The organism is Mycobacterium tilburgii (assembly GCF_902168065.1).
In the GTDB taxonomy this organism is placed as follows: domain Bacteria; phylum Actinomycetota; class Actinomycetes; order Mycobacteriales; family Mycobacteriaceae; genus Mycobacterium; species Mycobacterium tilburgii.
This window is the reverse complement of sequence record NZ_LR655710.1, coordinates 16,071-42,059: the sequence shown is the minus strand read 5'-3', so window position 1 is coordinate 42,059 and position 25,989 is coordinate 16,071. Positions and strand designations below refer to the sequence as shown.

At 66.9% G+C, this 25,989-nt stretch carries 21 protein-coding genes and 5 pseudogenes; 14 read left to right on the top strand and 12 right to left on the bottom strand.

Translation table 11 applies throughout. The annotated features are described in order from the left end of the window. Positions 1-2: 2 nt before the first annotated feature. Positions 3-1,586: a CYTH and CHAD domain-containing protein gene (locus FQ389_RS10165; protein ID WP_144207270.1), complete on the bottom strand. Its 1,584-nt coding sequence runs from the start codon at positions 1,584-1,586 to the stop codon at positions 3-5. Between the two features lie 11 nt (positions 1,587-1,597). Next, a complete protein-coding gene (locus tag FQ389_RS10160; RefSeq protein ID WP_260860660.1) occupies positions 1,598-1,909 on the bottom strand; it encodes a hypothetical protein in 312 nt (103 codons plus the stop codon). 137 nt (positions 1,910-2,046) lie between these two features. Here FQ389_RS10160 and FQ389_RS10155 point away from each other — a divergent pair, with 137 nt between their 5' ends. Next, positions 2,047-2,391, top strand: a complete 345-nt coding sequence (locus tag FQ389_RS10155) for a heme-binding protein (RefSeq protein WP_144207267.1) — start codon at positions 2,047-2,049, stop codon at positions 2,389-2,391. A 1-nt stretch (position 2,392) separates the two neighbouring features. Here FQ389_RS10155 and panB read toward each other — a convergent pair whose 3' ends face one another. Then, positions 2,393-3,244 carry a 3-methyl-2-oxobutanoate hydroxymethyltransferase gene (gene panB, locus FQ389_RS10150; RefSeq protein ID WP_144207264.1) on the bottom strand — a complete coding sequence of 284 codons (852 nt, stop codon included), beginning with the start codon at positions 3,242-3,244 and terminating at the stop codon, positions 2,393-2,395. Positions 3,245-3,438: 194 nt separating this feature from the next. Between panB and FQ389_RS10145 the strand changes: the two genes are divergently transcribed. From FQ389_RS10145 to FQ389_RS17940, 8 genes and pseudogenes are all read left to right on the top strand, one after another. Continuing rightward, positions 3,439-4,047: a WS/DGAT domain-containing protein gene (locus FQ389_RS10145; protein ID WP_260860653.1), complete on the top strand. Its 609-nt coding sequence runs from the start codon at positions 3,439-3,441 to the stop codon at positions 4,045-4,047. 104 nt (positions 4,048-4,151) lie between these two features. Further along, the gene (locus tag FQ389_RS19795) at positions 4,152-4,244 is read left to right on the top strand and encodes a WSD1 family O-acyltransferase (protein ID WP_260860652.1); all 93 of its coding nucleotides are present in this window, start codon (positions 4,152-4,154) and stop codon (positions 4,242-4,244) included. 58 nt (positions 4,245-4,302) lie between these two features. Beyond that, positions 4,303-5,859: an alpha/beta hydrolase gene (locus tag FQ389_RS10140; protein ID WP_144207307.1), complete on the top strand. Its 1,557-nt coding sequence runs from the start codon at positions 4,303-4,305 to the stop codon at positions 5,857-5,859. A gap of 85 nt (positions 5,860-5,944) precedes the next feature. After that, positions 5,945-7,522 carry an alpha/beta hydrolase gene (locus FQ389_RS10135; RefSeq protein ID WP_186296351.1) on the top strand — a complete coding sequence of 526 codons (1,578 nt, stop codon included), beginning with the start codon at positions 5,945-5,947 and terminating at the stop codon, positions 7,520-7,522. 426 nt (positions 7,523-7,948) lie between these two features. Then, positions 7,949-9,289, top strand: coding sequence for a type I glutamate--ammonia ligase (gene glnA / locus FQ389_RS10130; protein WP_144207258.1), 1,341 nt, complete (start codon positions 7,949-7,951; stop codon positions 9,287-9,289). A gap of 50 nt (positions 9,290-9,339) precedes the next feature. Then, positions 9,340-12,324 carry a bifunctional [glutamine synthetase] adenylyltransferase/[glutamine synthetase]-adenylyl-L-tyrosine phosphorylase gene (locus FQ389_RS10125; RefSeq protein WP_144207255.1) on the top strand — a complete coding sequence of 995 codons (2,985 nt, stop codon included), beginning with the start codon at positions 9,340-9,342 and terminating at the stop codon, positions 12,322-12,324. Continuing rightward, positions 12,321-12,954: pseudogene (locus FQ389_RS10120) on the top strand (PaaI family thioesterase); the annotation flags it as partial. The gene FQ389_RS10125 and the pseudogene FQ389_RS10120, both read left to right, overlap by 4 nt. Positions 12,955-12,961: 7 nt before the next feature. After that, complete coding sequence (locus FQ389_RS17940; protein WP_186296353.1) at positions 12,962-13,111, top strand: hypothetical protein; 150 nt, start codon at positions 12,962-12,964, stop codon at positions 13,109-13,111. A gap of 230 nt (positions 13,112-13,341) precedes the next feature. Here FQ389_RS17940 and FQ389_RS10115 read toward each other — a convergent pair whose 3' ends face one another. Together FQ389_RS10115 and glnA (FQ389_RS10110) are read right to left on the bottom strand one after the other, a co-directional pair. Next, on the bottom strand, positions 13,342-14,079 hold the full coding sequence (locus tag FQ389_RS10115) for a hypothetical protein (RefSeq protein WP_186296350.1): 738 nt from the start codon (positions 14,077-14,079) through the stop codon (positions 13,342-13,344). Positions 14,080-14,444: 365 nt separating this feature from the next. Further along, positions 14,445-15,881, bottom strand: coding sequence for a type I glutamate--ammonia ligase (gene glnA / locus FQ389_RS10110; RefSeq protein ID WP_144207249.1), 1,437 nt, complete (start codon positions 15,879-15,881; stop codon positions 14,445-14,447). Positions 15,882-16,096: 215 nt separating this feature from the next. Here glnA (FQ389_RS10110) and FQ389_RS10105 point away from each other — a divergent pair, with 215 nt between their 5' ends. Continuing rightward, the gene (locus FQ389_RS10105; RefSeq protein ID WP_144207305.1) at positions 16,097-16,513 is read left to right on the top strand and encodes an RDD family protein; all 417 of its coding nucleotides are present in this window, start codon (positions 16,097-16,099) and stop codon (positions 16,511-16,513) included. Positions 16,514-16,527: 14 nt separating this feature from the next. Here the strand turns inward: FQ389_RS10105 and FQ389_RS10100 are convergent, their stop codons facing one another. The 3 genes from FQ389_RS10100 to lipB are packed head-to-tail and all read right to left on the bottom strand — an operon-like array spanning position 16,528 to position 18,964. Beyond that, positions 16,528-17,277 (bottom strand): DUF4191 domain-containing protein, encoded by a 750-nt coding sequence (locus FQ389_RS10100; RefSeq protein WP_144207246.1) that lies wholly within the window; start codon positions 17,275-17,277, stop codon positions 16,528-16,530. A 2-nt stretch (positions 17,278-17,279) separates the two neighbouring features. Then, entirely contained in the window at positions 17,280-18,260 is a 981-nt protein-coding gene (gene lipA / locus FQ389_RS10095) for a lipoyl synthase (RefSeq protein ID WP_260860651.1), read from the bottom strand. Continuing rightward, positions 18,257-18,964, bottom strand: a complete 708-nt coding sequence (lipB, locus tag FQ389_RS10090; protein WP_144207243.1) for a lipoyl(octanoyl) transferase LipB — start codon at positions 18,962-18,964, stop codon at positions 18,257-18,259. Before lipB ends, lipA begins: the two co-directional genes overlap by 4 nt. A gap of 65 nt (positions 18,965-19,029) precedes the next feature. Here lipB and FQ389_RS10085 point away from each other — a divergent pair. Beyond that, positions 19,030-19,301, top strand: a pseudogene (locus FQ389_RS10085) (HNH endonuclease signature motif containing protein); the annotation flags it as partial. Positions 19,302-19,402: 101 nt separating this feature from the next. Here the strand turns inward: FQ389_RS10085 and FQ389_RS10080 are convergent. Together FQ389_RS10080 and sucB are read right to left on the bottom strand one after the other, a co-directional pair. After that, positions 19,403-20,314, bottom strand: a complete 912-nt coding sequence (locus FQ389_RS10080; protein WP_144207240.1) for a TIGR01777 family oxidoreductase — start codon at positions 20,312-20,314, stop codon at positions 19,403-19,405. Positions 20,315-20,328: 14 nt separating this feature from the next. After that, positions 20,329-21,993 carry a 2-oxoglutarate dehydrogenase, E2 component, dihydrolipoamide succinyltransferase gene (gene sucB, locus FQ389_RS10075; RefSeq protein WP_144207237.1) on the bottom strand — a complete coding sequence of 555 codons (1,665 nt, stop codon included), beginning with the start codon at positions 21,991-21,993 and terminating at the stop codon, positions 20,329-20,331. 152 nt (positions 21,994-22,145) lie between these two features. Here sucB and FQ389_RS10070 point away from each other — a divergent pair. Further along, positions 22,146-23,620 (top strand): annotated as a pseudogene (locus FQ389_RS10070) (SDR family NAD(P)-dependent oxidoreductase). Positions 23,621-23,626: 6 nt separating this feature from the next. On the opposite strand, the gene FQ389_RS10065 reads toward FQ389_RS10070, so the two are convergent. Continuing rightward, positions 23,627-23,965 (bottom strand): aminopeptidase, encoded by a 339-nt coding sequence (locus tag FQ389_RS10065; protein ID WP_144207234.1) that lies wholly within the window; start codon positions 23,963-23,965, stop codon positions 23,627-23,629. Positions 23,966-24,049: 84 nt separating this feature from the next. On the opposite strand from FQ389_RS10065, the pseudogene FQ389_RS19790 reads away from it, so the two are divergent. Then, a pseudogene (locus FQ389_RS19790) lies at positions 24,050-24,400 on the top strand (SRPBCC family protein); the annotation flags it as partial. Here the strand turns inward: FQ389_RS19790 and FQ389_RS22405 are convergent. Then, entirely contained in the window at positions 24,356-24,514 is a 159-nt protein-coding gene (locus FQ389_RS22405) for a hypothetical protein (protein ID WP_407662841.1), read from the bottom strand. The pseudogene FQ389_RS19790 and the gene FQ389_RS22405 overlap by 45 nt on opposite strands. On the opposite strand from FQ389_RS22405, the pseudogene FQ389_RS22400 reads away from it, so the two are divergent. After that, a pseudogene (locus FQ389_RS22400) lies at positions 24,470-25,988 on the top strand (phytoene desaturase family protein). The gene FQ389_RS22405 and the pseudogene FQ389_RS22400 sit on opposite strands and share 45 nt — an antisense overlap. The last annotated feature ends 1 nt before the right edge of the window (position 25,989 follow it).

Here is a 25,989-nt window from a genome sequence, read left to right as displayed (position 1 = left end):
CGTCAGCGCGTCTTCTTCACCGCCTTGTCCAGCTTGTGCAGCACCTTGTCGAGCTGCTGACGGCAACGCTCGGCCAGGTCGGCCTCCTGCTGGTAGAGCAGCCCGTAGGTGAACGTGTCTTCGCCGGCGGCATAGGCGGCGTCGGCCTGCTGGGTCAGGTGTTCGCGGCTGACCACGCTGTCCTGATGATCGCCGAGCAATGTCTGGATCGCCTTGGCCTGTTTGGACACGTCGTCGGCGCCGGTGGCCGCCGCGGTGTAGCGAAGTCGCTTGGCGCGCTTGCGGATTGCGTGCAGCGCCTCGTCGTGATGGTGCTCGTAGTCGTCTTCTTCGATGTGTTCGTCGGCGTCGGGATCGGCGGCAGGGCCCGTGTCTTCGTAATCGTAGCTGTGAGCCCCCTCCAGTTTCACGGCCGCCTTGGCGGCCTTGCGGACCTTCTTGTAGGCCGCCTCGATGGTGACCGTCGGCGCCTCGCCGGTTGCTGTCGTGAAGCCCTCGGCCACGATTTCATCGAGCGCGTCGAGCATCCGGAAGTAGCGCTGCGAGCGCATCGCGATCAACGAGCGCCTCAACCAGGACTGGTAGCGGCGTTTGGCGCCCTCCACGAGGCGGTCCCGCACCGGCCCTCGCACCAGCTCCGGCGCCAAGCGGTCCAGCTCCTGCTCGTAGCGCTGCGCGAGCACCTCGGCGTCGCGGGCCACCCCCAACAGGCCGGCGAGCTCACGTAGCTCGTTGAGCACCCACGCGTAGGACCAGTCGTCGGAAACACCTAGCCCCGCTTGAGCATCCTTGAGCAGGCTGCGGATCTTGCGGGTGGTGACCCGCATCTGGTGTACGGAGTCGAAGACGTCGGCGCGCACTGCGCGATCCCACACCAACAACTCCGCGACCTGCTCGGCGACCGCGCGCCGCACCGGATCGTCCGTCGGCTCGGCCGGGCCGGACGGCACCGTGGTCCCCAGCACCCGCGCGAGCTTGGACCCGTGACCGGCCAACTCGGCACCGGCATCCAGGAGGCGGTTACACAGCCGCTGCATCAGCCCGGCATCGGTTGTCGTGCTGGACTCGTCGAGCTCCAGCTCCCACTCACGCCACTCCTGCTCGACGGGCCCCGAGGCTAGGCCGTCGGCCGCACCCGCTGACCAGGCGCGCACATGATCGTTGCTGAACTCCGCGAACGGGGCGTCGACGCCGTACAGCACCTGGCTCTCCCTCTCGGTGGTGGTCCGGGCGACCGGCTTGAGCAGGCGGTCGCGGACGATGGCCAGCACCACGTCCAGTAACTCGGCGGGGACGGTGTCGTCGTCGGCGGACCACAGCGGGGTGCAGACCTCGGTGCGGGCGTCCGGACCGGCCGGCAGCTTCAAATGCCAACCGGCGTCGTGGCCACCGGTACGGCGGCACAGCGTGATCTTGTTGCGCGCCAGGTCTTGCGTCTGCGTGTCGAAGTACACCGCGTCCAGCGACTGCGTCGGCAACTTCTCCACACGGGCCACCGCCGCAATGCCCTCGAACGACGGTGTGACCGTGGATTCGAGGACGTCGAACTTGCGCTCCACCTCCAGGTGGCGCGACGTTTCTGGCATGCGTGACTCCGTTAGAGGCGTGTCGACGCCGACTCGCGGGTGACCGACGCTCGTCGGTGAGTTTCCATAGCCTGCCACATCGCGATGAACGGCAGCGGGCCCGCCACCATGCGGCGGCTAGGGGGTGGTGGAGGCGGCGTGGTGTCTTCCGGCATCGGCGCGTAGTCCGCGGGCGGCGGCACATAGCGCCGCTGGATGGCGTCCCCGATGTTGGCGCAACCGCTGACCGATACTCGGCGGCCGGCGCCCACACAGACGGTGGCCTCGGGGTCACCCGCCGAGCCCAGTGAGCTCACCGTGGCAAGGGCCGGAATCGGGGTCATCACCATGCCAACAGCGTTGTGGTCCAGCGGTGCCTACTCAGGGCGCGAATATATCGAGCGTGGTTGCTGCGCCGGTCGTGTTTGGCGCATTTGCGCCAGGATCAGCATCCGTCCGTGAGCTACGCCGAAAACGCTTAATGGTTTGCATGCCGGGAAGTTTCGTCTACCTGATGGAGGAGCCAGCAATGGTGTCTTTCGCACTCGCCACGTCGCGCGCGTTCGTCGGCGGAATTACTGCCGCCGCCGAATTGACGGTTGCGGACCTGGCCCAGGTCTCGTCGGGCGTCGCGGCGGCTACGTCGGTGTATCTGTTCAGTCACCTGGACGTCAACGCCTACTTCACCAGCCTGAAAAGCCAACCGCGCAACGAGATCGGCGATCAGATCAAGCAGTACATGGACGCCAACCCGCAGATGCACGCCGATCTGGAGGCGATTCGCCAGCCGCTGACCGACTTCGAGTCTCGCTGCGGAACGCAGTAGCTCAGAAGCTGTGTTCCTCTGCGGGGAAAACTCCGCCGGCCACTTCCTCGGCGTATTGGGTAGCCGCGCGGCGCAATTCGTCGCCGATGTGCGCGAAGCGCTTGACGAATCGTGCCACCTTGCCCGCACTCAGGCCCGCCATGTCCTGCCACACCAGCACCTGCGCGTCGCAGTTCGGCCCCGCACCGATCCCGATGGTCGGGATGGTCAGCTTGCCGGTGATCTGGGTAGCCAATTCGGCGGGCACCATCTCCATCACGACCGAGAATGCACCGGCCTCGGCGACCGCGATCGCGTCGTGGATGGTCTGCTCGGCGGCGTCGCCGCGGCCCTGCACCCGGAAACCGCCCAGGCTGTTCACGCTCTGGGGGGTGAAACCGATGTGCGCCATCACCGGGATACCGGCGACGGTCAGGCAGGCGATCTGCTCGGTCACCCGCTCGCCGCCCTCCAGCTTGACGGCGTGCGCGCCGGCCTCCTTCATGAACCGGGTGGCGGCGGCCAACGTGGCGGCGGGGCCGGCTTCGTAGCTGCCGAACGGGAGGTCGGCCACGACGAGCGCGTGCGGGGCGCCGCGCACCACGCCACGCACCAGCGGGATCAGCTCGTCGATGGAGACCGGCACCGTGGTGTCGTAGCCGTAGACCACGTTGGCGGCCGAGTCACCGACCAGCAGTACCGGGATACCCGCCTCATCGAACACGCGGGCGGTCGAATAGTCGTAGGCCGTGAGCATGGCCCACTTGTGGCCTTCGGCCTTCATCTTCTGAAGGTGGTGAGTGCGGATCTTGGTGCGCGGCGCTGAAGCCGTGTGGGAGGCCGCGTTTGCACCGTAAACGTTCTGCTCAGACATCATTGTCCCTACTGGTGGTGGGTTCGACCCTCGTGGCCGGATTAGGTCCCCGGGTTTGTCTGACCCAAATCATTTTGCCATCCCGACAGCGTGGTTGCACAGGTGCAACGGTGTGAGACATACCATTCTGCGCATGCAGCGGCTCACCGGGGTGGACGCGAGTTTCCTGATATCTAGAGACGCCGTCGCAGCCGATGCATGTGTGCTCGATCCTCGAGTTGGACATCTCGACGATGCCCGGCGGCTACACCTTCGACCGGCTGTGCGACGCCCTGGAGCGGCGTCTGGCGGCCATGCCCGAATTCCAGGAGAAACTTGCCGACAGTCCACTGAACACTGAACCTCGATCATCCGGTTTGGGTGGACGACAACAACTTCGACGTGACCACCTACATCGCATCACGCTGCCGGCGCCGGGTGGGCGCGCCGAACTGTCGGAGATCTGTGGCCTGGCCGAACGCAACATCCTGTCCGACTCGTCGTTGGTGGCCATGGTGCCGGTGTCGGTGCACGGCAGGTCGGATCGGCCGGGGCGCAACAAGGTGTCGGGCATGTTCGCCACCCTGCGCACCGACTTTGACGACCCGCTACAACGTCTGAAAGCCATCGCCGACGCGAATTCGGTGGCCAGGCAACACATTTCGGCGATCGACACCTCGCCGCTGCAGGACTGGACGCAGTTTGCCGCGCCCGCCGTGTTCGGGATCGCGATGCGACTGTATGCCAGCTCGCGGTTGACCGAGACCATGCCGGTGCACAACCTGGTGGTGTTCAACGTGCCTGGCCCACAGGTTCCGCTGTAACTGCTGGGTTGCGAGGTGAGGGCGATGTTCCCGCTGGGGCCGATCTTTCACCGCTCGGGCCTCAACATCACTGTGATGTCATTGCACGGACGCTCAATGTCAGGTTGATCTCCTGCCCGGAGCTGTTGCCCGACCTGTGGGAGATGGCCGACGACTTCGTGGTCGAGCTCGAAGAACTGCTGATGGCCACTCGATAGCGGGCACGCTGTGCCCGCTCACGAAAGTCTCAGGATTTCTTTGGCAGCATATGTTGGCATGGGTCTGAGTTGCCGCGGCAAGGCCGCGCGCGTGTTGCTGGTCTCAACGGCGATCGCCGCCGTCGAGATGTTGGTGGGTGGCTGCACATACGTCGTCGGTGGACATCCGCTGATGGCGGGACCCAAGATCGGGCAACCGGTGGAGTGGACGCCGTGCCGGGTTGTCAGCGGCTCGGTGAAGCTGCCCGGCGGCGCCTTGTGTGGGAAGCTCGCGGTGCCCGTCGACTACGACCAGCCCGGCGGTGACGTGGCCACGCTGGCGATGATCCGGTTCCCGGCAACCGGCGACAAGCTCGGCTCGCTGGTGATCAACCCGGGCGGGCCCGGCGAGTCCGGCATCGACGCCGCGCTCAGTGTGCTGCAGACGCTGCCCAAGCGAGTCCGCGAGCGGTTCGACCTGGTCGGCTTCGATCCTCGCGGGGTGGGGTCGTCGCGGCCGGCGATCTGGTGCAACTCCGACGCCGACAACGACCGGCTGCGTACCGAGCCGAACGTCGACTACAGCCCAGCCGGTGTGGCCCACATCGAGGACGAGACTAAGCAATTCGTCGCCCGCTGCGTGGACAAGATGGGCAAGAACTTCCTCGCCAACGTCGGGACCGTCAACGTCGCCAAGGACCTGGATGCCATCCGGGCGGCGCTGGGCGACGACAAGCTGACCTACCTCGGCTACTCCTACGGCACCCGGATCGGGGCGGCATACGCGGAGGCTTTCCCGCAGCGGATGCGGGCGATGATCCTCGACGGCGCCGTCGATCCCAACGCCGACCCGATCGAAGCCGACCTGCGCCAGGCCAAGGGTTTTCAGGACGCGTTCAACGACTATGCCGCCGACTGTGCCAAGCAGCCGAGCTGTCCGCTGGGCACCGATCCGAGCAAGGCCGTCGACGTCTACCACAGCCTGATCGACCCGATGGTCGACCCGAACAATCTGTTGATCGGCAGGCCGGTGTCCACCAAGGATCCGCGCGGCCTGAGCTACAGCGACGCCGTCATCGGCACGATCATGGCGCTGTACTCGCCGACGCTGTGGCACCACCTCACCGACGGCCTCACCGAGCTGATCGGACACCGCGGCGACACCCTGCTGGCTTTGGCCGACATGTACATGCGCCGGGATTCGAAGGGCCACTACTCCGACGCCACCGACGCGCGGGTCGCGATTAACTGTGTCGATCAGCCACCAATTACCGACCGCGCCAAGGTGATTGACGAGGACCGTCGTTCCCGCGAGATCGCCCCGTTCATGAGCTACGGCCAGTTCACCGGCAACGCGCCGCGGGGCACCTGTGCGTTCTGGCCGGTCCCGCCGACCAGCAAGCCGCACACCGTTTCCGCACCCGGCCTGGCGCCGACCGTGGTGGTATCGACCACGCACGATCCGGCGACGCCGTACAAGGCGGGCGTGGACCTGGCCGATCAACTCCGCGGCTCGCTGCTGACCTTCGACGGCACCCAGCACACCGTGGTGTTCCAGGGCGACAGTTGCATCGACGACTACGTGACGGCGTATCTGATTGGCGGGACCACGCCGCCGCACGGCGCGAAGTGCTAGCCGGCGCCGACGGCTGACCCGGCGCCGCCGCCGAAACCAAGGCGTGACTGATTCGCGCCGTCACGGGTATGCGGAGCTGCGAGCATTGACAGCCATGTCGCGCCTGAGATCGTTGAGCTCGGCGCTGCTGTCGTTAGGACTGCTGGCTGCGGGGCAACAGGCCCTGCCGGATGCTCTGCCAGCGGCCGGTGCGACTCCCGAACCCGGTGTGGGTCAGACCGCGAGCCCGGCGCCGCCGGCCGCCGCGGCGGCGCGGCAGACGTGGGGCGGTTGCGGCCAGATCCTGAGCGGCACCAGCGGCCTTCCCACCGCCCAGTGCACCACGGTGTCCGTGCCGGTGGATTACAACAATCCCACTGGGGCGCAAGCGAAGTTGGCGGTGATCCGGGTGCCGGCTTCCGGCCAGCGGATCGGGTCGCTGCTGGTCAATCCGGGCGGTCCGGGCGGCTCGGCCGTCGACATGGTGGCCGGGATCGCGCCAACCTTGCAGAACAGCGACATCGGCCGGCACTTCGACCTCGTCGGCTTCGATCCGCGGGGGGTGGGCCACTCCACCCCGCCGCTGCGCTGCCGCACCGACGCGGAGTTCGACGCCTACCGCACCGAGCCGATGGTCGACTACAGCCCCGCGGGGGTGTCGCACATCGAGCAGATCTACCGGCAGTTGGCTCAGGAATGCGTCAGCCGGATGGGCAAGGAGTTTCTGGCCAACGCCGGCACCGCCTCGGTCGCGCGCGACATGGACATGGTGCGCCAGGCGCTGGGGGAGGACCAAATCAACTACCTCGGCTTCAGCTATGGCACCGAGTTGGGAACCGCCTACCTGGAGAAGTTCGCCGATCACGTGCGGACCATGGTGTTCGACGGGGCCATCGACCCGACCGTCGATCCGGTCCAGGAGAACATCAGCCAAACCGCGGGATTCCAAACGGCTTTCAACGACTACGCGATGAACTGCGGCCGCTCGCCGGCCTGCCCGCTGGGGACCGACCCGGCCCAGTTCGTCAACCGCTACCACGCCCTGGTCGACCCGCTGGTCACCAAACCCGGCCACACGTCGGACCCGCGGGGTCTGAGCTACGCCGACGCGACGACCGGCACCATCAACGCGCTGTACACCCCGCAGCACTGGAAGTACCTGACCAGTGGGCTGCTCGGCCTGCAGCGCGGCACCGACGCCGGCGACCTGCTGCTGCTGGCCGACGACTACCAGGGCCGGGACAAGCAGGGGCATTATGACAACGACCAGGACGCGTTCAACGCAGTGCGTTGTGTGGACGCGCCGGCGCCGTCGGATCCGTCGGTGTGGATTTCTGCCGATCAGAAAATCCGCCAGGCCGCGCCGTTCTTGAGCTACGGGCAGTTCACCGGCCACGCCCCGCGTGACTTGTGCGCCCTGTGGCCGGTGCCGGCGACGACCGCCCCGCACGCCACAGCGCCGGTGTCGCCGGGCAAGGTGGTCGTCGTCTCGACGACGCACGACCCGGCGACACCGTACCAATCGGGGGTGAGCCTGGCCCGCCAGCTCGGTGCGCCGTTGATCACCTCCGACGGGACACAGCATACGGCCGTGCTGGGCGGGAACCAGTGCGTCGACGGCGCGGTCGTCCGGTATCTGGTCGCGGAGACCGTGCCACCGGCCGGGCTACAGTGCGGCGCCTGACTCAGCGGGTGAACGCGTCGTACAGGCCCTGGTTGATGCGGTCTTGCGAGGTCTGACCGGGCGGCGTCTAGCAGCTGCACGACAGGTCGTTGAACGCGGGATCGGCGACGGCCGGTGCGGCACTGACCGTGCCCTCGCCAAGGGCGACACCGAGACCAATCGTTGAAACGGCTAACAACTTGGCGATCACTTCTGGTCCCTCCTGCACGGCTACGACGTGCCTAGTGTAACCGTCTTAGCCAGTTACGTATTGCGGGGTGTAGCGGTGATTGCTCGATTCGTCACAATGCGGCTCGGAAGGATACCATAACCCACCGCGGCGCGCGGGCGCCCGGGGAGCCGTTTGCGCTGGTGGATGTAACCGCGGTGTCGTTAGTAAGCACCTGGGTAACACAGAATTAACAGTTATTGCCTAGGGTTCGCAGTATGGATCGACAGAAGGAATTCGTCCTCCGCACGCTGGAGGAACGGGACATTCGCTTCGTCCGGCTCTGGTTTACGGACGTGCTCGGTTACCTGAAGTCGGTCGCCATTGCCCCGGCCGAACTCGAGGGTGCGTTTGAGGAAGGCATCGGCTTCGACGGGTCCTCCATCGAGGGCTTCTCCCGCGTCTCGGAATCCGACACGGTCGCCAACCCCGACCCGTCCACCTTCCAGGTGCTGCCGTGGGCCACACCCAGCGGCTACCACCATTCGGCACGGATGTTCTGCGACATTACCATGCCCGACGGCTCACACTCGTGGGCCGACCCGCGGCACGTGCTGCGCCGTCAGCTGCAGAAGGCCAACGACCTCGGCTTCTCGTGCTACGTCCACCCGGAAATCGAGTTCTTTCTGCTCAAACCTGGCCCCAACGACGGAACAGCGCCCGAGCCCGTGGACAACGCCGGCTACTTCGACCAGGCGATCCACGACTCCGCGTCGAACTTCCGCCGGCACGCCATCGAGGCGCTCGAATTCATGGGCATCTCGGTGGAGTTCAGCCACCACGAGGGTGCGCCTGGCCAGCAGGAAATCGACCTGCGCTTCGCCGACGCGCTGTCCATGGCCGACAACGTGATGACGTTCCGCTACGTCATCAAGGAAGTCGCGATCGAAAACGGTGCGCGCGCGTCCTTCATGCCCAAGCCGTTCGGCGAGCACCCGGGCTCGGCCATGCACACCCACATGAGCCTGTTCGAGGGTGACGTCAACGCCTTCCACAGCCCCGACGATCCGCTGCAGCTCTCGGACGTCGGCAAGTCCTTCATCGCCGGAATCCTTGAGCACGCCTCGGAGATCAGCGCGGTCACCAATCAGTGGGTCAACTCCTACAAGCGCCTGGTGCACGGTGGCGAGGCGCCGACCGCCGCGTCGTGGGGCGCGGCCAACCGGTCCGCTCTGGTGCGAGTGCCAATGTACACGCCGCACAAGACGTCCTCGCGGCGGATCGAGGTGCGCAGCCCTGACTCGGCGTGCAACCCGTACCTGGCGTTCGCCGTGCTGCTGGCCGCCGGGCTGCGCGGGGTGGAGAAGGGCTACGTGCTGGGGCCGCAGGCCGAGGACAACGTCTGGGACCTCACCCCCGAAGAGCGCCGCACCATGGGTTACCGTGAGCTGCCCACCAGCCTGGGCAGCGCGCTGCACGCCATGGAGGCCTCGGAGCTGGTCGCGGAAACGTTGGGGGAGCACGTTTTTGACTTCTTCTTGCGTAACAAGCGCACCGAGTGGGCGAATTACCGTAGCCACGTCACGCCGTTCGAGCTGAGCACCTACCTGTCGCTCTAGCTCATCCGAGCAGCCGCTTGACCCGGGCGTCCGGCGGCTTGCGCTAACGTTTGGACGTGACCAAACCCACCACCGAGCGCCCGCGGCTGCCCAGCGTCGGCCGACTTGGTTTGGTTGATCCGCGCGCCTCCGACCGGCTGCGGCAGTTGGGCTGGACAACCCACGATGACAAGGCGCACGTCGACCTGCTGTGGGCGTTGTCGCGCGCGCCCGACCCAGACGCCGCACTCCGGGCCCTGGTTCGGCTCTCCGAGAGCCCAAACGCCGACTGGGACGAACTCGCCACTGCCCTGCTCACCGAGCGCCCGTTACGCGGGCGTTTGTTCTCGGTGCTGGGGTCGTCGCTGACGCTGGGGGATCATCTGGTCGCCAACCCGGAGTCCTGGAAACTGCTGCGGGGCAACGTCAAACTGCCCACCCGCGACCAGCTGCACCAGGCATTCACCCGGTGCGTCGACGACGCGTTAGCCGAGCCGAACTCGGTGGTGCCCGCGCTGGCCACCCTGTACCGCGACCACCTGCTGGTGCTCGCCGCACTCGACCTGGCCGCGACGGTCGAGGACGAACCGGTGCTGCCGTTCCCGTTGGTCGGCGTCCAGCTGGCGGACACTGCCGACGCGGTGCTGGCCGCCGCGCTGCGGGCGGCCGAAGCGACCGTGTGCGGCGATCGCACCCCACCGCGGCTGGCGGTCATCGCGCTGGGCAAATGCGGTGCCCGCGAATTGAACTACGTCAGCGACGTCGATATCATCTTCGTCGCCGAGCAGGCCGACGCGCTGTCCACCCGGTTGGCCACCGAGATGATGCGGGTGGCCTCGACGGCCTGCTTCCAGGTGGACGCCGGGTTGCGCCCGGAGGGGCGCAGCGGCGAACTGGTCCGCACGGTCGAGTCGCACGTCGCCTACTATAAGCGCTGGGCGAAAACCTGGGAATTCCAGGCGCTGATGAAGGCCCGGGCCGTCGCCGGTGATGCCGAGCTGGCCAAGCGGTACCTGGACGAGTTGATGCCGATGGTCTGGACCGCCTGCGAGCGTGAGGACTTCGTGGCCGAGGTGCAGGCCATGCGGCGACGGGTCAAGCAGCTGGTGCCGTCAGAGGTCCGCGATCGCGAACTGAAGCTCGGCAGTGGCGGACTGCGCGACGTGGAGTTCGCGGTGCAGCTGCTCCAACTCGTGCACGGCCGCAGTGACACCTCGCTGCACGTGGCGTCCACGGTCGATGCCCTGGCCGCGCTGGGGGCGGGCGGTTACGTCGGGCGCGAGGACGCCGCGAACCTGAAGGCGTCGTATGAGTTTCTGCGGCTGCTCGAACACCGGCTGCAGCTGCAACGCCTCAAGCGCACCCACCTGCTGCCCGAAGCCGACGACGAGGAGGCGGTGCGCTGGCTGGCGAGGGCGGCCCACATTCGCCCGGACGGCCGGCACGACGCGGCCGGCGTGTTGCGCGAGGAGCTTAAGCACCAGAACGTGCGCGTGTCCCAGCTGCACGCCAAGCTCTTCTACCAGCCGCTGCTGGAATCGATCGGCCCGCCCGGGCTTGAGATCGCGCATGGCATGACGATCGAATCCGCCGAACGTCAGCTGGCCGCACTGGGTTACGAGGGGCCGCAGACCGCGCTCAAGCACATGTCGGCGCTGGTCAACTTCAGCGGCCGGCGCGGCCGCGTGCAGTCGGTGCTGCTGACTCGACTGCTGAACTGGATGTCCTACACCCCGGACCCCGATGCCGGATTGCTGGCTTATCGCCGGCTGTCCGAGTCGCTGGCGACGGAGAGTTGGTACCTGTCCACGCTGCGCGACAAGCCGGCGGTGGCTCGGCGGCTGATGCACGTGCTGGGGACCTCGGCGTATGTGCCGGATCTGCTGATGCGCGCGCCGCGGGTGATCCAGGATTACGGCGACGGGCCGGCCGGCCCGAAACTGCTCGAGGCCGAGCCCGAGGTGGTGGCCCGCGCGCTGATCGCCTCGGCGGCCCGTCATCCCGACCCGGTGCGGGCCATCGCCGGCGCCCGCACGCTGCGCCGCCGGGAACTGGCCCGCATCGCATCGGCGGACCTGCTCGGCATGCTCGAAGTCCGGGACGTGTGCAAGGCGTTGACGTCGGTGTGGGTCGCGGTGCTGCAGGCCGCGCTGGACGCGTTGATTCGGGCCAACCTGTCCGAGGACGGCAAGGTGCCGGCGACGATCGCGGTGATCGGCATGGGCAGGTTGGGCGGCAACGAACTGGGCTACGGGTCCGACGCCGACGTGATGTTCGTCTGCGAACCGGTGCACGGTGTCGACGAAGCGGTCGCGGTCAAGTGGGCGACGTCGATCGCCGAGCAGTTGCGCACACTGCTGGGGACGCCCAGCGTCGATCCGCCCCTGGAGATCGATGCCAACCTGCGACCGGAGGGCCGCAGCGGACCGCTGGTGCGCACCTTAGGGTCCTACGCCGCGTACTACGAGCAATGGGCGCAACCATGGGAGATCCAGGCGCTGCTGCGCGCCCACGCGGTGGCCGGGGACCAGGAGTTGGGTCAGCGGTTCTTGCTGATGGCCGACAAGACGCGCTACCCCGCCAACGGAGTGTCCGCCGAGGCGGTGCACGAGATTCGGCGGATGAAGGCCCGCGTCGAATCCGAACGCCTGCCGCGCGGTGCCGATCCCAACACGCACACCAAGTTGGGTCGCGGGGGACTGGCCGACGTGGAGTGGACGGTGCAGCTATTGCAGCTGCAGCACGCGCACGACATCCCGGGTCTGCACAACACCTCGATGCTGGAGTCGCTGGACGTGATCGCCGAGACCGGGCTGATCCCCGCCGACGAGGTGGACCTGCTGCGCCAGGCCTGGCTAACGGCCACGCGGGCCCGCAACGCACTGGTGCTGGTCAGGGGTAAACCGAGCGATCAGCTGCCCGGGCCGGGGCGTCAGCTCAACGCGGTCGCGGTCGCGGCGGACTGGCACAACGACGATGGAAGTGAGTTCTTGGATAACTATCTGCGCGTGACGCGTCGGGCAAAAGCGGTGGTACGCAAGGTGTTCGGGACTTGAGTCGGGAGGCGAGCGCGTTCGAGGCGCTGTTCGAAGTGCTCGACGCCGGTGAGGCCGATCGGGTGATGGCCCGTTACGCGCCGTTGGCCCAAGCGGTCCGCGCGCTGATCGACGCCACCATCCGGACCGAGGCCGACGACGACGTCGTCACGGCCACGCGCGGCGCGATCGAAGACGTCACCAAACTGCTGCGCCAGCGGGCCAGGCCGGCCGGAGTGACCTTCCGGGTCAACGACCGGCCGCTGCCGCTGGGCAATGCCGTTGTGGGCCCGTGCAATCCGATCGCGCCACCGCTCGCCGTTCGGCACGGCGACGGCGGCCGCTGCTGGAGTGAGTTCGTCCTCGGCCAGGCCTACGAAGGGCCGCCCGGTCTGGTGCACGGCGGGGTCAGCGCGCTGGTGCTCGACCACATGCTTGGTGAGGCGGCCAGCGAGGGACTGTGCAAGGCGCGGTTCACCGGCACCATCAGCGTGAAGTATCTGCGCGGCACGCCACTAAGACCGCTTCGCTGTGACGCCTGGGATCGACCGCACCGCAGGTGTGAAAGTGTTTGCGAAGGGCACCATTTCGGATGCGAAAGGGGTGACCGCGGAGGCCGAAGGCGTCTTCATCGAGCCGGCCTGGGCACGGGTATCCAATGAAATTCTACATCAGCAGTGCGTTTCTGAACAGCACGGAGATCGTCGAGATCCACTGCATCGCTCCGGGCAGCTGGCTCGAGCTGGTCGAGATGGCCGAGGACCAGCCTGCCAGCGCCTCGCGCGGCGTGTTGGTCGTCCGACCATGAGGTGCCTGGCTGCGGTCGCGGCACGCCGAGTAGCCCTGCTCTCAGCGAAAATGGTCGCCCGCCAATCGGCACACCCCGGCTAGTACGGCATGGCTTCGGCCCACACCATGTGCTCCTCGAACCAAACTTTGTCGCCATCGCGCGGTAGCGGCTTCGATACTCGTGATAGAAAGTGTCGTCGCGGCGGGCCCGTGCCAGCAGGGCGCGTAGCCGCACTAGCCAGATGTCCTTTATGATATAATAAACTTTAGCTCGGTCGGCACGCTCGCCAGGCGATCGGTAAGAGCCTCCGCTTCGTCAACGTCGGCGCGACCGCCGTGTGCCAGCAAGGCGTCCACGAGCGCGGCGATCGCCGCGCCGCGTATGACCATCTCGCCGGACGCGATCAGGTCGTCGGCGGTCGCTCGCCCGAGGGTGATCGCGCCGTCGAGATCCCCCGCTTCAGCCCGCAACAGCGGGTTATGGATGTCGGCAATCGAAACCCCGAGGAGGTTGCGCTGCACGAGTTGCGCCTCGCGGCCTCGCGTCATCAACTCCACGCCCTCGTTGTGAGCCCCCGACCGTGTCAGCACCAGTCCGTGTGCCACTTGGGTGAGCGCCAATGCCACTGCGTCACCTGACGTTTCGGCGTAGCGAAGGACCTCGTCCGTCTCGGCCAGCGCGGCGGCATCCGGCAGGAGGAGCCCGTTGGTGATTGACAGCGAGTAACCATAGGTGATCACTATCACGATGGCTGCGTCAGCCAGCTCGCGCTGAATCGCGATGGCCCGCTTCAGATCGGCGCGCCAGACATTATCGCCAAGGCACGCCTGCGCTTGGGCGCGGTAAAACAGCGTGACGGCCAGTGGCGACCCCAGTCCCCACTCCGCGATGTTGCCCTCGGAGCCGTCGTCGGCCAGCAAGTTGGTAACGGCCTGCGCGACCCGGAAAGCCTCGCGTACCTCTCCGGCATACAGTTTGGCGAACATCGCTGCCGACATGACCACGAGTGCTCATCTGATCATCGGCCGAATCAAAGAAGGCTATTTGCTTGGTGGCCAGTCGCGCAGATTCGTTGCGGTGGTTGACCATCGTCAGTGACAACATGGCCCCGGCACGTCCTGCGGCGAGTGAGATCAGGCTTGCGGGTGTGGTGCACAGTGTTCGCAGCTCCTCGAAGACGACCTCGTCGAGGCTGCTGCCCACCCGCCACGCTGTCTGACACAACATGGCTCTGGGGTGAGCGCGCAACGCCACGCGATCGGGGAAATCGGAGGGTAGCGCGTCGGCAGAAGAAATGGCCCAGGGACGATCCCCGGGGTCATTTAAGTCAATCTTCCAGTTAAGGCCGTCTCTAGACGTCGTAGTAGAGGGCGAACTCGTACGGGTGTGGACGGATCTGCACCGGCAAAATTTCGTTCTCGCGCTTGAAGCTGATCCACGTCTCGATCAGATCGGGCGTGAAAACGCCGCCCTCCGTGAGGTATTCGTGGTCTTCCTCGAGACGGTCGATCACCGCGGACAACTGGGTGGGTGCCTGCGGGATGTTGGCGGCCTCTTCCGGCGGGAGCTCGTAGAGGTCCTTGTCGACCGGCGCCTGCGGCTCGATCTTGTTCTTGATGCCGTCCAGGCCGGCCATCAGCATGGCCGCGAACGCCAGGTACGGGTTGCCCGACGAGTCGGGGCAACGGAACTCGAGCCGCTTGGCCTTCGGGTTGCTGCCGGTGATCGGGATACGCACACAGGCCGACCGGTTGCGCTGGCTGTAGACCAGGTTGATCGGGGCCTCGTACCCGGGAACCAGACGCTTGTAGGAGTTCACCGTCGGGTTGGTGAACGCCAGCAGCGACGGCGCGTGGTGCAACAGGCCACCGATGTAGTGGCGAGCGGTGTCCGACAACCCGGCGTAGCCGGTCTCGTCGTACATCAGCGGGCTGCCGTCCTTCCACAGCGACTGGTGGGTGTGCATGCCGGAACCGTTGTCACCGAACAGCGGCTTGGGCATGAAGGTGACGGTCTTGCCGTGCTGCCACGCGGTGTTCTTGACGATGTACTTGTACAGCTGCATGTCGTCGGCCGCGTGCAACAGGGTGTTGAACTTGTAGTTGATCTCGGCCTGGCCGCCGGTGCCCACCTCGTGGTGGCCCTTCTCCAGGGTGAAACCGGCCTTGATCAGGTTGGACAGCATTTTGTCGCGCAGGTCGACGTAGTGGTCGACCGGGGCAACCGGGAAGTAGCCACCCTTGGGGCGGACCTTGTAGCCACGGTTGCGGGTGCCGTCGTCCTCGGTGGGCTCGCCGGTGTTCCACCAACCGGAGATCGCGTCCACCTCGTAGAACGAGCCGTTGGTGCGCGACTCGAAAGTCACCGAGTCGAAGATGTAGAACTCCGCCTCGGCGCCGAAGTACGCGGTGTCGGCGACGCCGGTGCTGATCAGGTAGTTCTCGGCCTTGCGTGCGACGTTGCGCGGGTCGCGCGAGTACGCCTCCAGGGTGAAGGGGTCGTGCACGAAGAAGTTGAGGTTCAGCGTCTTGGCTTCACGGAAAAGGTCGATCTGCGCGGTCGCAGGGTCCGGCAGGAGCAGCATGTCCGACTCCTGGATGGACTGGAATCCGCGAATAGACGAACCATCAAAGGCCAACCCGTCTTTGAAAATGCTCTGGTCGAAGAACGAGATCGGAATCGTGAAGTGCTGCATGATTCCGGGCAGGTCACAGAACCGCACGTCGACAAATTCGACGACCTCTTCCTTGGCGAGCTTGAAGACGTCGTCGGGCGTCTTTTCCGTCACTGAATGCCCCTTTGCTGTGTAATCCGCTGCCTGAAGCTATGGGGATGATGTTGCCCGCCCGTCAACCCCGTGTTGCGCGGAGGTTACGTGACCACGCGTCTCGCAGACAGAGCGGGGCACCGGCGGGTTCTATTGTGAGGCCCATGGGATCGCAAGATCGTATCCGGTCTGCTCCGCGTACGCACCAGCCAGTCCCGCCTTTCGGGCGAGGTCACCTGATGCCGGAGGCGAGCCCGGCGTACCCGGGGGACACGCTTGGCCTGCCGAAAACCGGGCTGGGTTCGCTGGCGCCGATGAGCCGCCGGCTGGCGGCGCTGATGATCGACTGGCTGATCGCCTACGGGCCCGCCGCGCTGGGCCTGGCGGCCGGCATTTTCTCCGAGTGGACGTTGTCGAGGGCGGTGCTGGTGATCTGGTTCTTGCTCGGCGTGGTGGCGCTGCGGCTGTTCGGCTTCACGCCCGGCCAGCTGGCGCTCGGGCTTCGGGTGGTCGCGCTGGACGAACGGCTGGGCCTGGGGCGGGTGATAGTGCGGGGTTTGCTGGTCGCCCTGGTGATCCCGGCGCTGTTCACCGACTGGGGTGGGCGCGGTATCCAGGAACGGATCACCAATACTGCCGTGGTGCGGCGGTAATTCTTGCTTGCAGGTTACCTGCGGTGCACGGTGCGCTGCACACCACGTATCTTGCCGGCGTTGGGCAGCGGCCCCTTCGGCATTATGGCTGCCCCGGCCCGCGACCCCAGCGCGGCCAGCCGCGACTCCAGGACGTCCATCGCCTTGACGCTGATGTTGGCGGGAAGCTTGGTCAGGTGTCGCTCCAGCTTGGCCAGCGGCACCTCACCCGCGTCGTTGCCCACCACGACGTCGTAGATGGGTACGTCGCCGACCAGTCGTGCGGTGTGCTTCTTCTCTTGTGCCAGAAGCGGTTTGACCCGACCCGACGATCCCTCGCCGACCAGGATGACGCCCGGCCGGCCGATCACCCGGTGCACGGCGTCGAAGTGTCCGGTGGCCGCCACACCGGGGGTGACCCGCCACTTGCCGCGCAGGTTGTCTAGCACCCAGGCCGCCGCGCCGGTCTGACCTTCGGCCTGCCGGTAGATCGACTTCTGGGCCCGGCGCCCGAAGATGATGAACGCCACCAACAGGCCCAGCACCACCCCGAGCGGGATCAGGGTGAACATCGTGAACCCGCCGGCCAGTACGCCGACCGTCGTCGAGATAGCGACGATCACGACGAACGCGCCGATCATGTAGGGAAGCAAGCGCTTGTCCTGCTTGCGCTGGACGTTGAACGCCTGCCAAAACTGGGCGCGGCGCTCCTTGGCCGCGGCCTTGCGGGCGGCGGCCGCTTCGGCACGGGCGGCCTTGTTCTCGGCGGTACGGAGTTTAGCCATAATCACCAAGGATACGTAGCCGCCGGTGAGCGACGGCTGCGAGTCACCCCTGGGCGTCCGGGGAGCGGGCTGCTCATGGCCTGCGCGTACAGCCGGCCGGCCTGGTACGACGAGCGGACCAGGGGTCCGGCGAGCACGCCCGCGAACCCCAGCCCTTCGGCGTACCGCGCGAAGTCGTCGAACTCCTCGGGCTTGACCCAGCGCTGCACCGGATGATGCCGCGCCGACGGCCGCAGGTACTGGGTGATCGTGACGATGTCGCAACCGGCGTCGTGCAGGTCGGCCAGCGCGGTGCACACCTCGTCGGGGGTTTCGCCGAGCCCGAGGATCAGGTTGCTCTTGGTGACCAGTCCGACCCGCCGCGCCGCGGTGAGCACGCCGAGGCTGCGTTGGTAGCTGAACGCGGGCCGGATCCGCTTGAAGATGCGCGGCACCGTTTCGACATTGTGCGCCAACACTTCCGGGCGCGACTCGAAGACTTCGGTCAGGCGCGCGGGTTCGCCGTTGAAGTCGGGCACCAACAGCTCCACGTCCGTCGACGGGTTGAGCTCCTTGATGGCCCGCACCGTCTCGGCGTACAGCCATGCGCCGCCGTCGGGCAGGTCGTCACGGGCGACGCCGGTGACGGTGGCGTAGCGCAGTCCCATCGTCTGCACGCTTTCGGCGACCCGGCACGGCTCGTCGCGGTCCAAGTCGGCGGGCTTGCCGGTGTCGATCTGGCAGAAGTCGCAGCGGCGGGTGCACTGATCGCCGCCTATTAGGAAGGTTGCTTCCCGGTCATCCCAGCATTCGAAGATGTTAGGGCAGCCGGCCTCTTCGCAGACGGTGTGCAGGCCCTCGCGCCGCACCAGACTTTTGAGCTCGGTGTACTCCGGCCCCATTCGGGCCCGGGTCTTGATCCACGGTGGCTTGCGTTCGATCGGGGTCTGCGCGTTGCGCACTTCCAGCCGCAACAGTTTGCGGTCTTCCGGAGCAACAGTCACGGGGTCGATGCTACGCGGGCGGCCTCGTCGGCTCCCACGGGTAAGTCGTGGGCTTCTACCGGTAAGACGCCGTCGAGCGCATCGCACACGGCCTGGGCGACGGCGCCGCGGATCTCGTCGACGGTGACGGTGTGACCGAGTTCGGCGGTCAGCGACGTCACCCCGGCGTCGCTAATGCCGCAGGGCACGATGGGGGTGAATGCGCCCAGGTCGCAGTCGCAGTTGATCGCGAACCCGTGCAGCGTCGTTGCCCGCGACACCCGCACGCCGATGGTGGCGATCTTGCGTGGGGGCCGTCCGGGCACCCACACTCCGGAACGGCCGTCGACCCGGCCAGTGTCCAAGCCGAGGTCACAGCACACCTTGATCAACGATTCCTCAAGGCGCCGAATGTAATTCACCACATCGAGCGGTTTGGCCAGCACGATGATCGGGTAGCCGACCAACTGCCCGGGGCCGTGCCAGGTGATCTTGCCGCCTCGATCGGTGTCGACGACGGGGGTTCCGTCGGCTGGACGTTCGCGTTGCTCGGTGCGACGTCCGGCCGTGTAGACGGGTGGGTGCTCGAGTAGCAGCAGGGTGTCGGGTTCGCCATCGGCCCGGACGTCGACCAAATCGCGCTGCAGCTGCCAGGCGGTGCGATAGTCGACCGTCGCCAGCTGGCGCACGTCGATCGGGCCGGTCTGCGCCCGGATTGAACTCATGGCCGTGAGAGTACTCCCGGTGTTTCCTCGGGGTGTGGGTGCAGATCGCTGTGGTTGCACACTGCGGCTGCACCGCCCCCGGCTGCGATGTGGGCGGGTATTGGTGCGAGGTCCACCACATCACCGACTACGCCACCTGCCACACCACCGGCATCGACAACCTCACCCTGGCCTGCGGACCGCACCACCGCATGCTCAGCCCCCAAGGCTGGACCACCCAACGCCACACCAACGGCACCACCGCATAGATCCCCGACCCCACCTCGACCGAGGCCAACCCCGCACCAACACCACCCACCACCCTGAACAACAACTCCACCCACGAGGACAGGAGTAGTCGTCAGGCGGCCAGCGCCGGGCTGCGGGCACTGTAATGGGCAAACTCAACAATCGCGACCCGTGCGGAAAGCAGGCACCGAAACCTTCGCCGCCCAACAATCAGTCGTGAACGCGACGGGCTGTCGCGTATGCCAGCGCCTCGCCAATGGTGTTGTGGTGGAACTGGAAACCGGCCCGCTCCAGCGCGGACGGGATGGCGCGCTGACCGGTCAGCAGCCCCTCGTCGGCGAACTCACCGAGCACAGCGCGAACGGCGAAGGCGGGCAACACCAGCGGCGTCGGGCGATTGACCGCGCTGCCTAAGGCGGTGGTGAACTCCGCGTTGGTGACGGGTGCCGGTCCGGTCAAGTTCACCGGGCCGGACAGCGACGGGTGGGTGATGGCGAACAGCAACGCCCGCACCTCGTCTTCCAGGCTGATCCAGGACATGTACTGACGGCCACTGCCCAGCCGGGCGCCCAGTCCCACCGAGAACAGCGGGCGCATACGGCGCAGGGCACCGCCCGCCGCGGCCAGCACTAGGCCGGTGCGGGCCAGCACCACGCGGACACCGCTGTCCTGCGCCGGCAACGTCGCCGCCTCCCAGTCCTCGCACAGCCGAGCCAGGAAACCCGTTCCGGCGGGGTGGTTTTCGTCGACCACACGGTTCTTGGTGTCGCCGTAGAAACCGACCGCGCTGGCATTGACCAGCGTCTCAACACCGGCATCAGTGACCGCCGTCGCCAGCACCTCGGTAGGCGTGATGCGGCTGTCCCGCAGGCTCTGCTTGAAAGCACCCGACCACCGGCGCTGCCCGACATTGACGCTGCACAGGTTGACCACCGCGTCGACTTCGGCCAGCGCGTCGGGATCGAAGTCGCCGCTCTCCGGATTCCAGTGCAGTTCATCGGGATTCGCGGGTGTGCGGCGCACGATGCGTAGCACCCGGTGGTCCGCGGCACGCAGCGCCGCAGCCAACGCCGAACCAATCAGGCCGGACGAACCCGCGATCGCGATGACCGGCTTGGCCAATTCACCAAGCCCTTCTAGAGACCCAAATCGGCTTCGAACGCTCCCTCTTCAAGCCGGTGCTTGATGGTGGTGAGGAATCGTCCGGCATCGGCCCCGTCGATCAGCCGATGGTCGTAGGTCAGGGGTAAATAGCACACCGAGCGGACACCGATCGATTCGTTGCCGAACTCGTCGACGATGACCCGCAGCCGCTTCACGATTGCGCCGGCACCCAGCATCGCCGCCTGTGGCGGAACCAGGATTGGGGTGTCGAAGAGCGCGCCCTGGCTGCCGATGTTGGTGATGGTGAACGTGCCACCGGACAACTCGTCGGGCTTGAGATCGCCCGACCGGGCACGCTCGGCGATGTCGGCGATCGCGCGGGTCAGCTCGCCCATCGACAGGTCGCCGGCATTATGGATCACGGGGGAGAGCAGGCCCTGCTTGGTGTCGACGGCGAAGCCGAGGTGCTCGGCATCGTAGTAGGTGATATCCTTAGAGTCCTCGTTGTAGCTGGCGTTGACGTTCGGGTGAATCTTCAACGCGTCGATCACGGCCTTGGTGATGAACGGCAGGTACGTCAGGTTCACCCCCTCACGCTCGGCGAACGACGCCTTGGCCCGGGCCCGCAGTCCCACGATGCGGGTCATGTCGACCTCATGCGTCTGGGTCAGCTGCGCCGTGGCCTGTAAGGACTCGCGCGTTTTCTTGGCGGTGAGTTGGCGGATCCGGCTTGCCTTCTGCGTGGTGCCGCGCAGGTGGGCCAGGGCGGGGGTCGGAGTCGGCGCGGCCGCGGGAGCCTTGTCCGCCGGTGCCGCGGGTGCGGCTGCGGCGGCCGGAGCGGCGGGCGCCTGCCGGGCTTGTTGCTTCTGCTTTGCGGCGGCCAGCACGTCCTGCTTGCGGATGCGGCCACCGACACCGGTGCCCTTCACCTCCGCCAGGTCGACGTTGTGCTCGCTGGCGAGTTTCCGCACCAGCGGGGTCACGTACGGGGTGCCGTCACCCTGCACCGCTGCCGCGGGCTGCGCCGGTGCGGGTTTCGGCGGGGCCGGGGGCTCGGGCTGGGCCTTCGGTTGCGGCGCGGGTTCGGGCTTGGGCTGCGGAGCCGGCTCGGGCTTGGGTGCGGGCGTCGGGGTGGGCGCTGGAGCGGACGGCGCCGGGAGGGCGGAACCGCTGCCGATCCGGGCCAGCTCCCCGCCGACCGGCACGATGGCGTCCTCTTCGGCGGTGATGCTGAGCAGCACCCCGGCCACCGGTGACGGAATTTCGGTGTCCACCTTGTCGGTCGACACCTCCACCAGCGCCTCGTCGACCTGAACCGCGTCGCCGACCTTCTTCAACCAGCGGGTGACGGTGCCCTCGGTGACGGACTCGCCGAGTTCCGGCATCGGCACCGGAGTCGCATCGGATCTCGAGGCGCCGCCGGTGCTCTGCGGCGCCGGCTCGGGCGCGGGGGCCGGCGCGGCGTCGCCGATGATGGCCAGCTCGCCGCCGACCTCGACGATGTCGTCCTCCTGGGCGATGATCTTGGTCAGCATGCCCGCGGCTGGCGCCGGAATTTCGGTGTCGACCTTGTCGGTGGACACCTCGACCAGCGGTTCGTCGAGTTCGACCGTGTCGCCTTCCTGCTTGAGCCAGCGGGTCACCGTCCCCTCGGTCACGCTCTCACCGAGTGCCGGCATCTGGACGGAGAAGGCCATTCTGTGACTCCTCGAATACTCGTGAATCGGCGCAGGTCGACAGCTGACCTACCACACCGCGATGTACTGGAAGTTGACGTCAAAACTATCCTGTCATTGCCGCCGCGTCGGCACGCAGCCAGGGCTGACCCGCCTTGCTAGCGTGAGCTTCGATGCCGCCAACACGAGCACTCCAGCAATTCGTCGTCAGCGCGGACGGGTCTGTATCGCGGTCTACGAAGAGGGCCATTCCGAAGGTCCCACCGTCGTGGTGCACGGCTTCCCCGATTCCCACGTGCTGTGGGACGGCGTCGTCCCGCTGCTGACCGAGCGATTCCGCGTCATCCGATACGACAACCGCGGGTGGGCCGCTCCGGAGCACCCAAACCGGTGTCCGCGTACACGATGGCCCGATTCACCGACGACTTCGATGCCGTGACGGGCGAACTCAGCCCCGCGAGCCGGTGCACGTGCTGGCCCACGACTGGGGGTCGGTGGGCGTCTGGGAATACCTGAAACGACTGGGTGCCGCCGACCGAGTCGCCAGCTTCACCTCGGTGTCCGGCCCCAGCCAGGAGCAACTGGTCGACTACATCTTCAGCGGCCTGCGTCAACCCTGGCTCCCGCGCAGATTCGCCCGCTCGGTCAGGCAGGCCCTGCGACTGACGTACATGGTGTTCTTCTCCATTCCGGTGCTAGCGCCGGTGCTGCTGCGGATCTGCATTCGCGGTGCCGGCGGTGCGGCGCAATATCGTCGACAACATCCCCGAGGAGCGGATCCACCACTCCGCCGACATCGCCAGGATGTGGCTCAATCGGTAAAAACCTATCCCGCCGACCTGGCCGACGGCAAACCGCCCAGTCGGGCGTTGTTGCGCGCGCAGGTGGGCTGCCCCCGCGGTGCAGTTCGGCGACACTGGTGTCGGTGACCGGGGCCGGCAGCGGCATCGGCCGGGCCACCGCGCTTGCGTTCGCCGCCGCAGGAGCCGAGCTGGTCGTCAGCGATATCGACGAAGCCGCCGTCAAGCAGACCGCCGCCGAGATCGCCGCGCGGGTCAGCGGCGAGCATGGCGTGCCCGACATCGTGGTCAACAACGCCGGCATCGGGCAGGCCGGGGCGTTCCTACACACCACGGCCGAGCAGTTCGACCGGGTACTGGACGCCAACCTCGGTGGCGTGGTCAACGGGTGCCGGGCGTTCGGGCGGCGCTTGGTCGAGCGCGGCACCGGCGGACACATCGTCAACGTCTCGTCGATGGCGGCGTACGCCCCTCTGCAGTCGCTGAGTGCCTACTGCACCAAGGCGGCGACCTACATGTTCTCCGACTGCCTACGCGCCGAACTCGACGCCGCCGACGTGGGGCTGACCACCACCTGCCCCGGGCTGATCGACATGAACATCATCAACACTACCTAATTCTACGCGCCCAGCCAGGGCAACACGCACGTCGACGACTGGCGCGGTCAACTGCGCACGATGTTCACGCTGCGCCATTAAGGGCCGGAGAAGGTCTCCGCCACCATCCTGTCGTCGGTGCAGAAGAACAAGCCGATTCGCCCGGTGACGCCGGAAGCCTATGCGCTGTACGGGGTTTCGCTGCTGTTGCCGCAGGCGCTGCGCAGCACTGCGCGGTTCCGGTTGATCTAGCCCGACTCAGGGCGCCGGCGCGCGATCCCGTCGCAGCAACAGTGTTCCCGCGATGCCGACCAGCCCGACGAGCGCCAACGGAATCGTCCATGCGCGCCGACTGCCGAGCGATGATTCGCACTGCGCCACATAGTCCGTGTGCGGAACGATCTGATTGACGATTGGGATGTTTGCCACGCTCTTGTCGTTGGCGTTGCGCGCCGCGGTCAGGTCCGAGACGGCGCCGTTGCCGCAGGAAACCGAATTGCCGTTGCCGTCGGACACCTTCACTGGCACCAACAGCCCAATCACGCCGACTAGTAAAAGCACGGCGGCCAGGCCGAGTATCAACCGTCGCACCGTCATGATTCGCTTCCTGTCGAGTTCTGATCGAAGGGGAGATTAGCCAGCCGAACACGTCGCTAAACGGTGAATTTGCCCGCATCGGTCCAAACCCGCGCGGTCGACTCGCACTGGCCGCAGCCCGGATCCGCGATCCCGGCACTCGGTGGGGGTGTGGCCGTTGGTGATCAACGACAAAACCGTGGTCGAAAGCTGCACTTCCGGTGCAGAGCTGGTTATCCGCGCTCATGTCGGGCCCCTCGGGGTGGCTCGAATCACGTTGCAGATTAATGATATTCCGGAAGGTTGCCGAATCGACATGATCGAGGTCCCGGTGGAGGGGCCGATAAGATCGGCTCGGATCGGCTGGCGCTGGCTGCCGTCTACCCGCGCAACCGGGAATGTCTGTTACGGCTAGCGGCGCTGGCCGAATGCCTCGAGCCGAGCGAGGTCACCTAACCCGTGGCTGGGGAGACGGTCGACGCGGTCGTCGTCGGTGCCGGTCACCACGGGCTGGTCGCGGCGGCGATGCTCGCCGATGCCGGCTGGGACGTGCTGGTGCTCGAGGCTCAACCGAACGGGTGGTGCGGTGCGCAGTGCGCAGCTGACGCCCGGTTACGTCACCGACCTGTTCAGCGCGTTCTACCCGATGACGGTGGCGTCACCGGCGATGGCGGCGCTGCGGCTGGAGGACCACGGGCTGCGCTGGTCGCGTGCGCCGGTCGTGGTCGGTCACCCGCGCGGCCCGGCCGACGACGACCCGCCCGTCGTCTATCCCGACCCGGCGCGTACCGCGGCGGAGTTCGAGCGCCGTGCCGCCGGTGATGGCCACAACTGGCTGCGCGTCGTTGATTTGTGGGACAGGGTGAAAAGGCCGCTGCTGGAAGCGTTCCTGGCGCCGTTTCCCCGGTGCGCCCGCTGCTGGCGCTGCTGCACAGGCTCGGGACGGCTGAGGAGCTACAGCTGGCGAACCTGTTGACACTGCCGGCTACCGCCATGGCGGAGCAGCTGTTCGACGGCGAGGCGCCGCTAATGCTACTGCTGGGCAACGCATTACATGCCAACATTCCATTGGACGCACTGGGCAGCGGCGTGCTGGGCTTGTTGATGACGCTTGTCGCCCAGGACCAGGGTTGGCCGGCCCCGGTCGGTGGGTCGGGACAGTTGTCCGCCGCGCTGGTGCGTCGTGTCCAAGCGGCGGGGGCGCGGATCGAATGCAACCAGAACGTGTCTCGCGTCCACGTACGCGACGGGCGCGCGACCGGGGTCAGCACCACAGACGGCCGGACGGTGACGGTCCGCCGTGCGGTGCTGGCCGACGCGACTGTTCTGCGACATGCTGCCCCTAGACGCGGTCCCGGCCGGACTGTGGCGCGACCTCACCCACTTCGGCTGGGATCCGCCGGTGGTGAAGATCAACTATGCGCTGGACTCCCCGATCCCGTGGCACGCCAAGGTGTTACGCGACGTGGGCACCGTCCATCTGGGCGCTTACGGTCCCGGCCTCATTCGCTGGATGGCCGACGTGAACACCCGCACCGTGCCGGCGCAGCCCTTCATGCTGCTCGGCTCAGACCACCACCGCGGACTCGACCCGATCGCCTGCCGGCACCGAAAGTGTGTGGGCCTACACGCATTTACCGCGCGACGTGCACGACGACGTTTTGGCCGAGCAGCTGGGGGGATCGATGGATCGCGTCATCGAACAACATGCACCGGGCTTCGACTCGCACGTTGTCGGACGGTTCCTGCAACGCCCCTCCGATCTGCAGGCGCACGACGCCAATCTGCACCACGGCACGCTCAACGGCGGGACCGCGCAACTGCAGCAGCTGCTGATCTTTCGCCCGGCGACCGGTATGGGCCGCGCCGAAACACGGTCGAACGGCTCTATCTGGCCAGCGCGTCGGCGACACCGGGCGGCTCGGTGCACGGCGCGTGCGGACGCAACGCCGCCAAAGCCGCGTTGGCCGCCGACGGTGTCACCGGCTGGCCACGCCGAAACCTGCGACGCACCGTGTTCTCGCTGCTGATCGGCAACCGTTGAG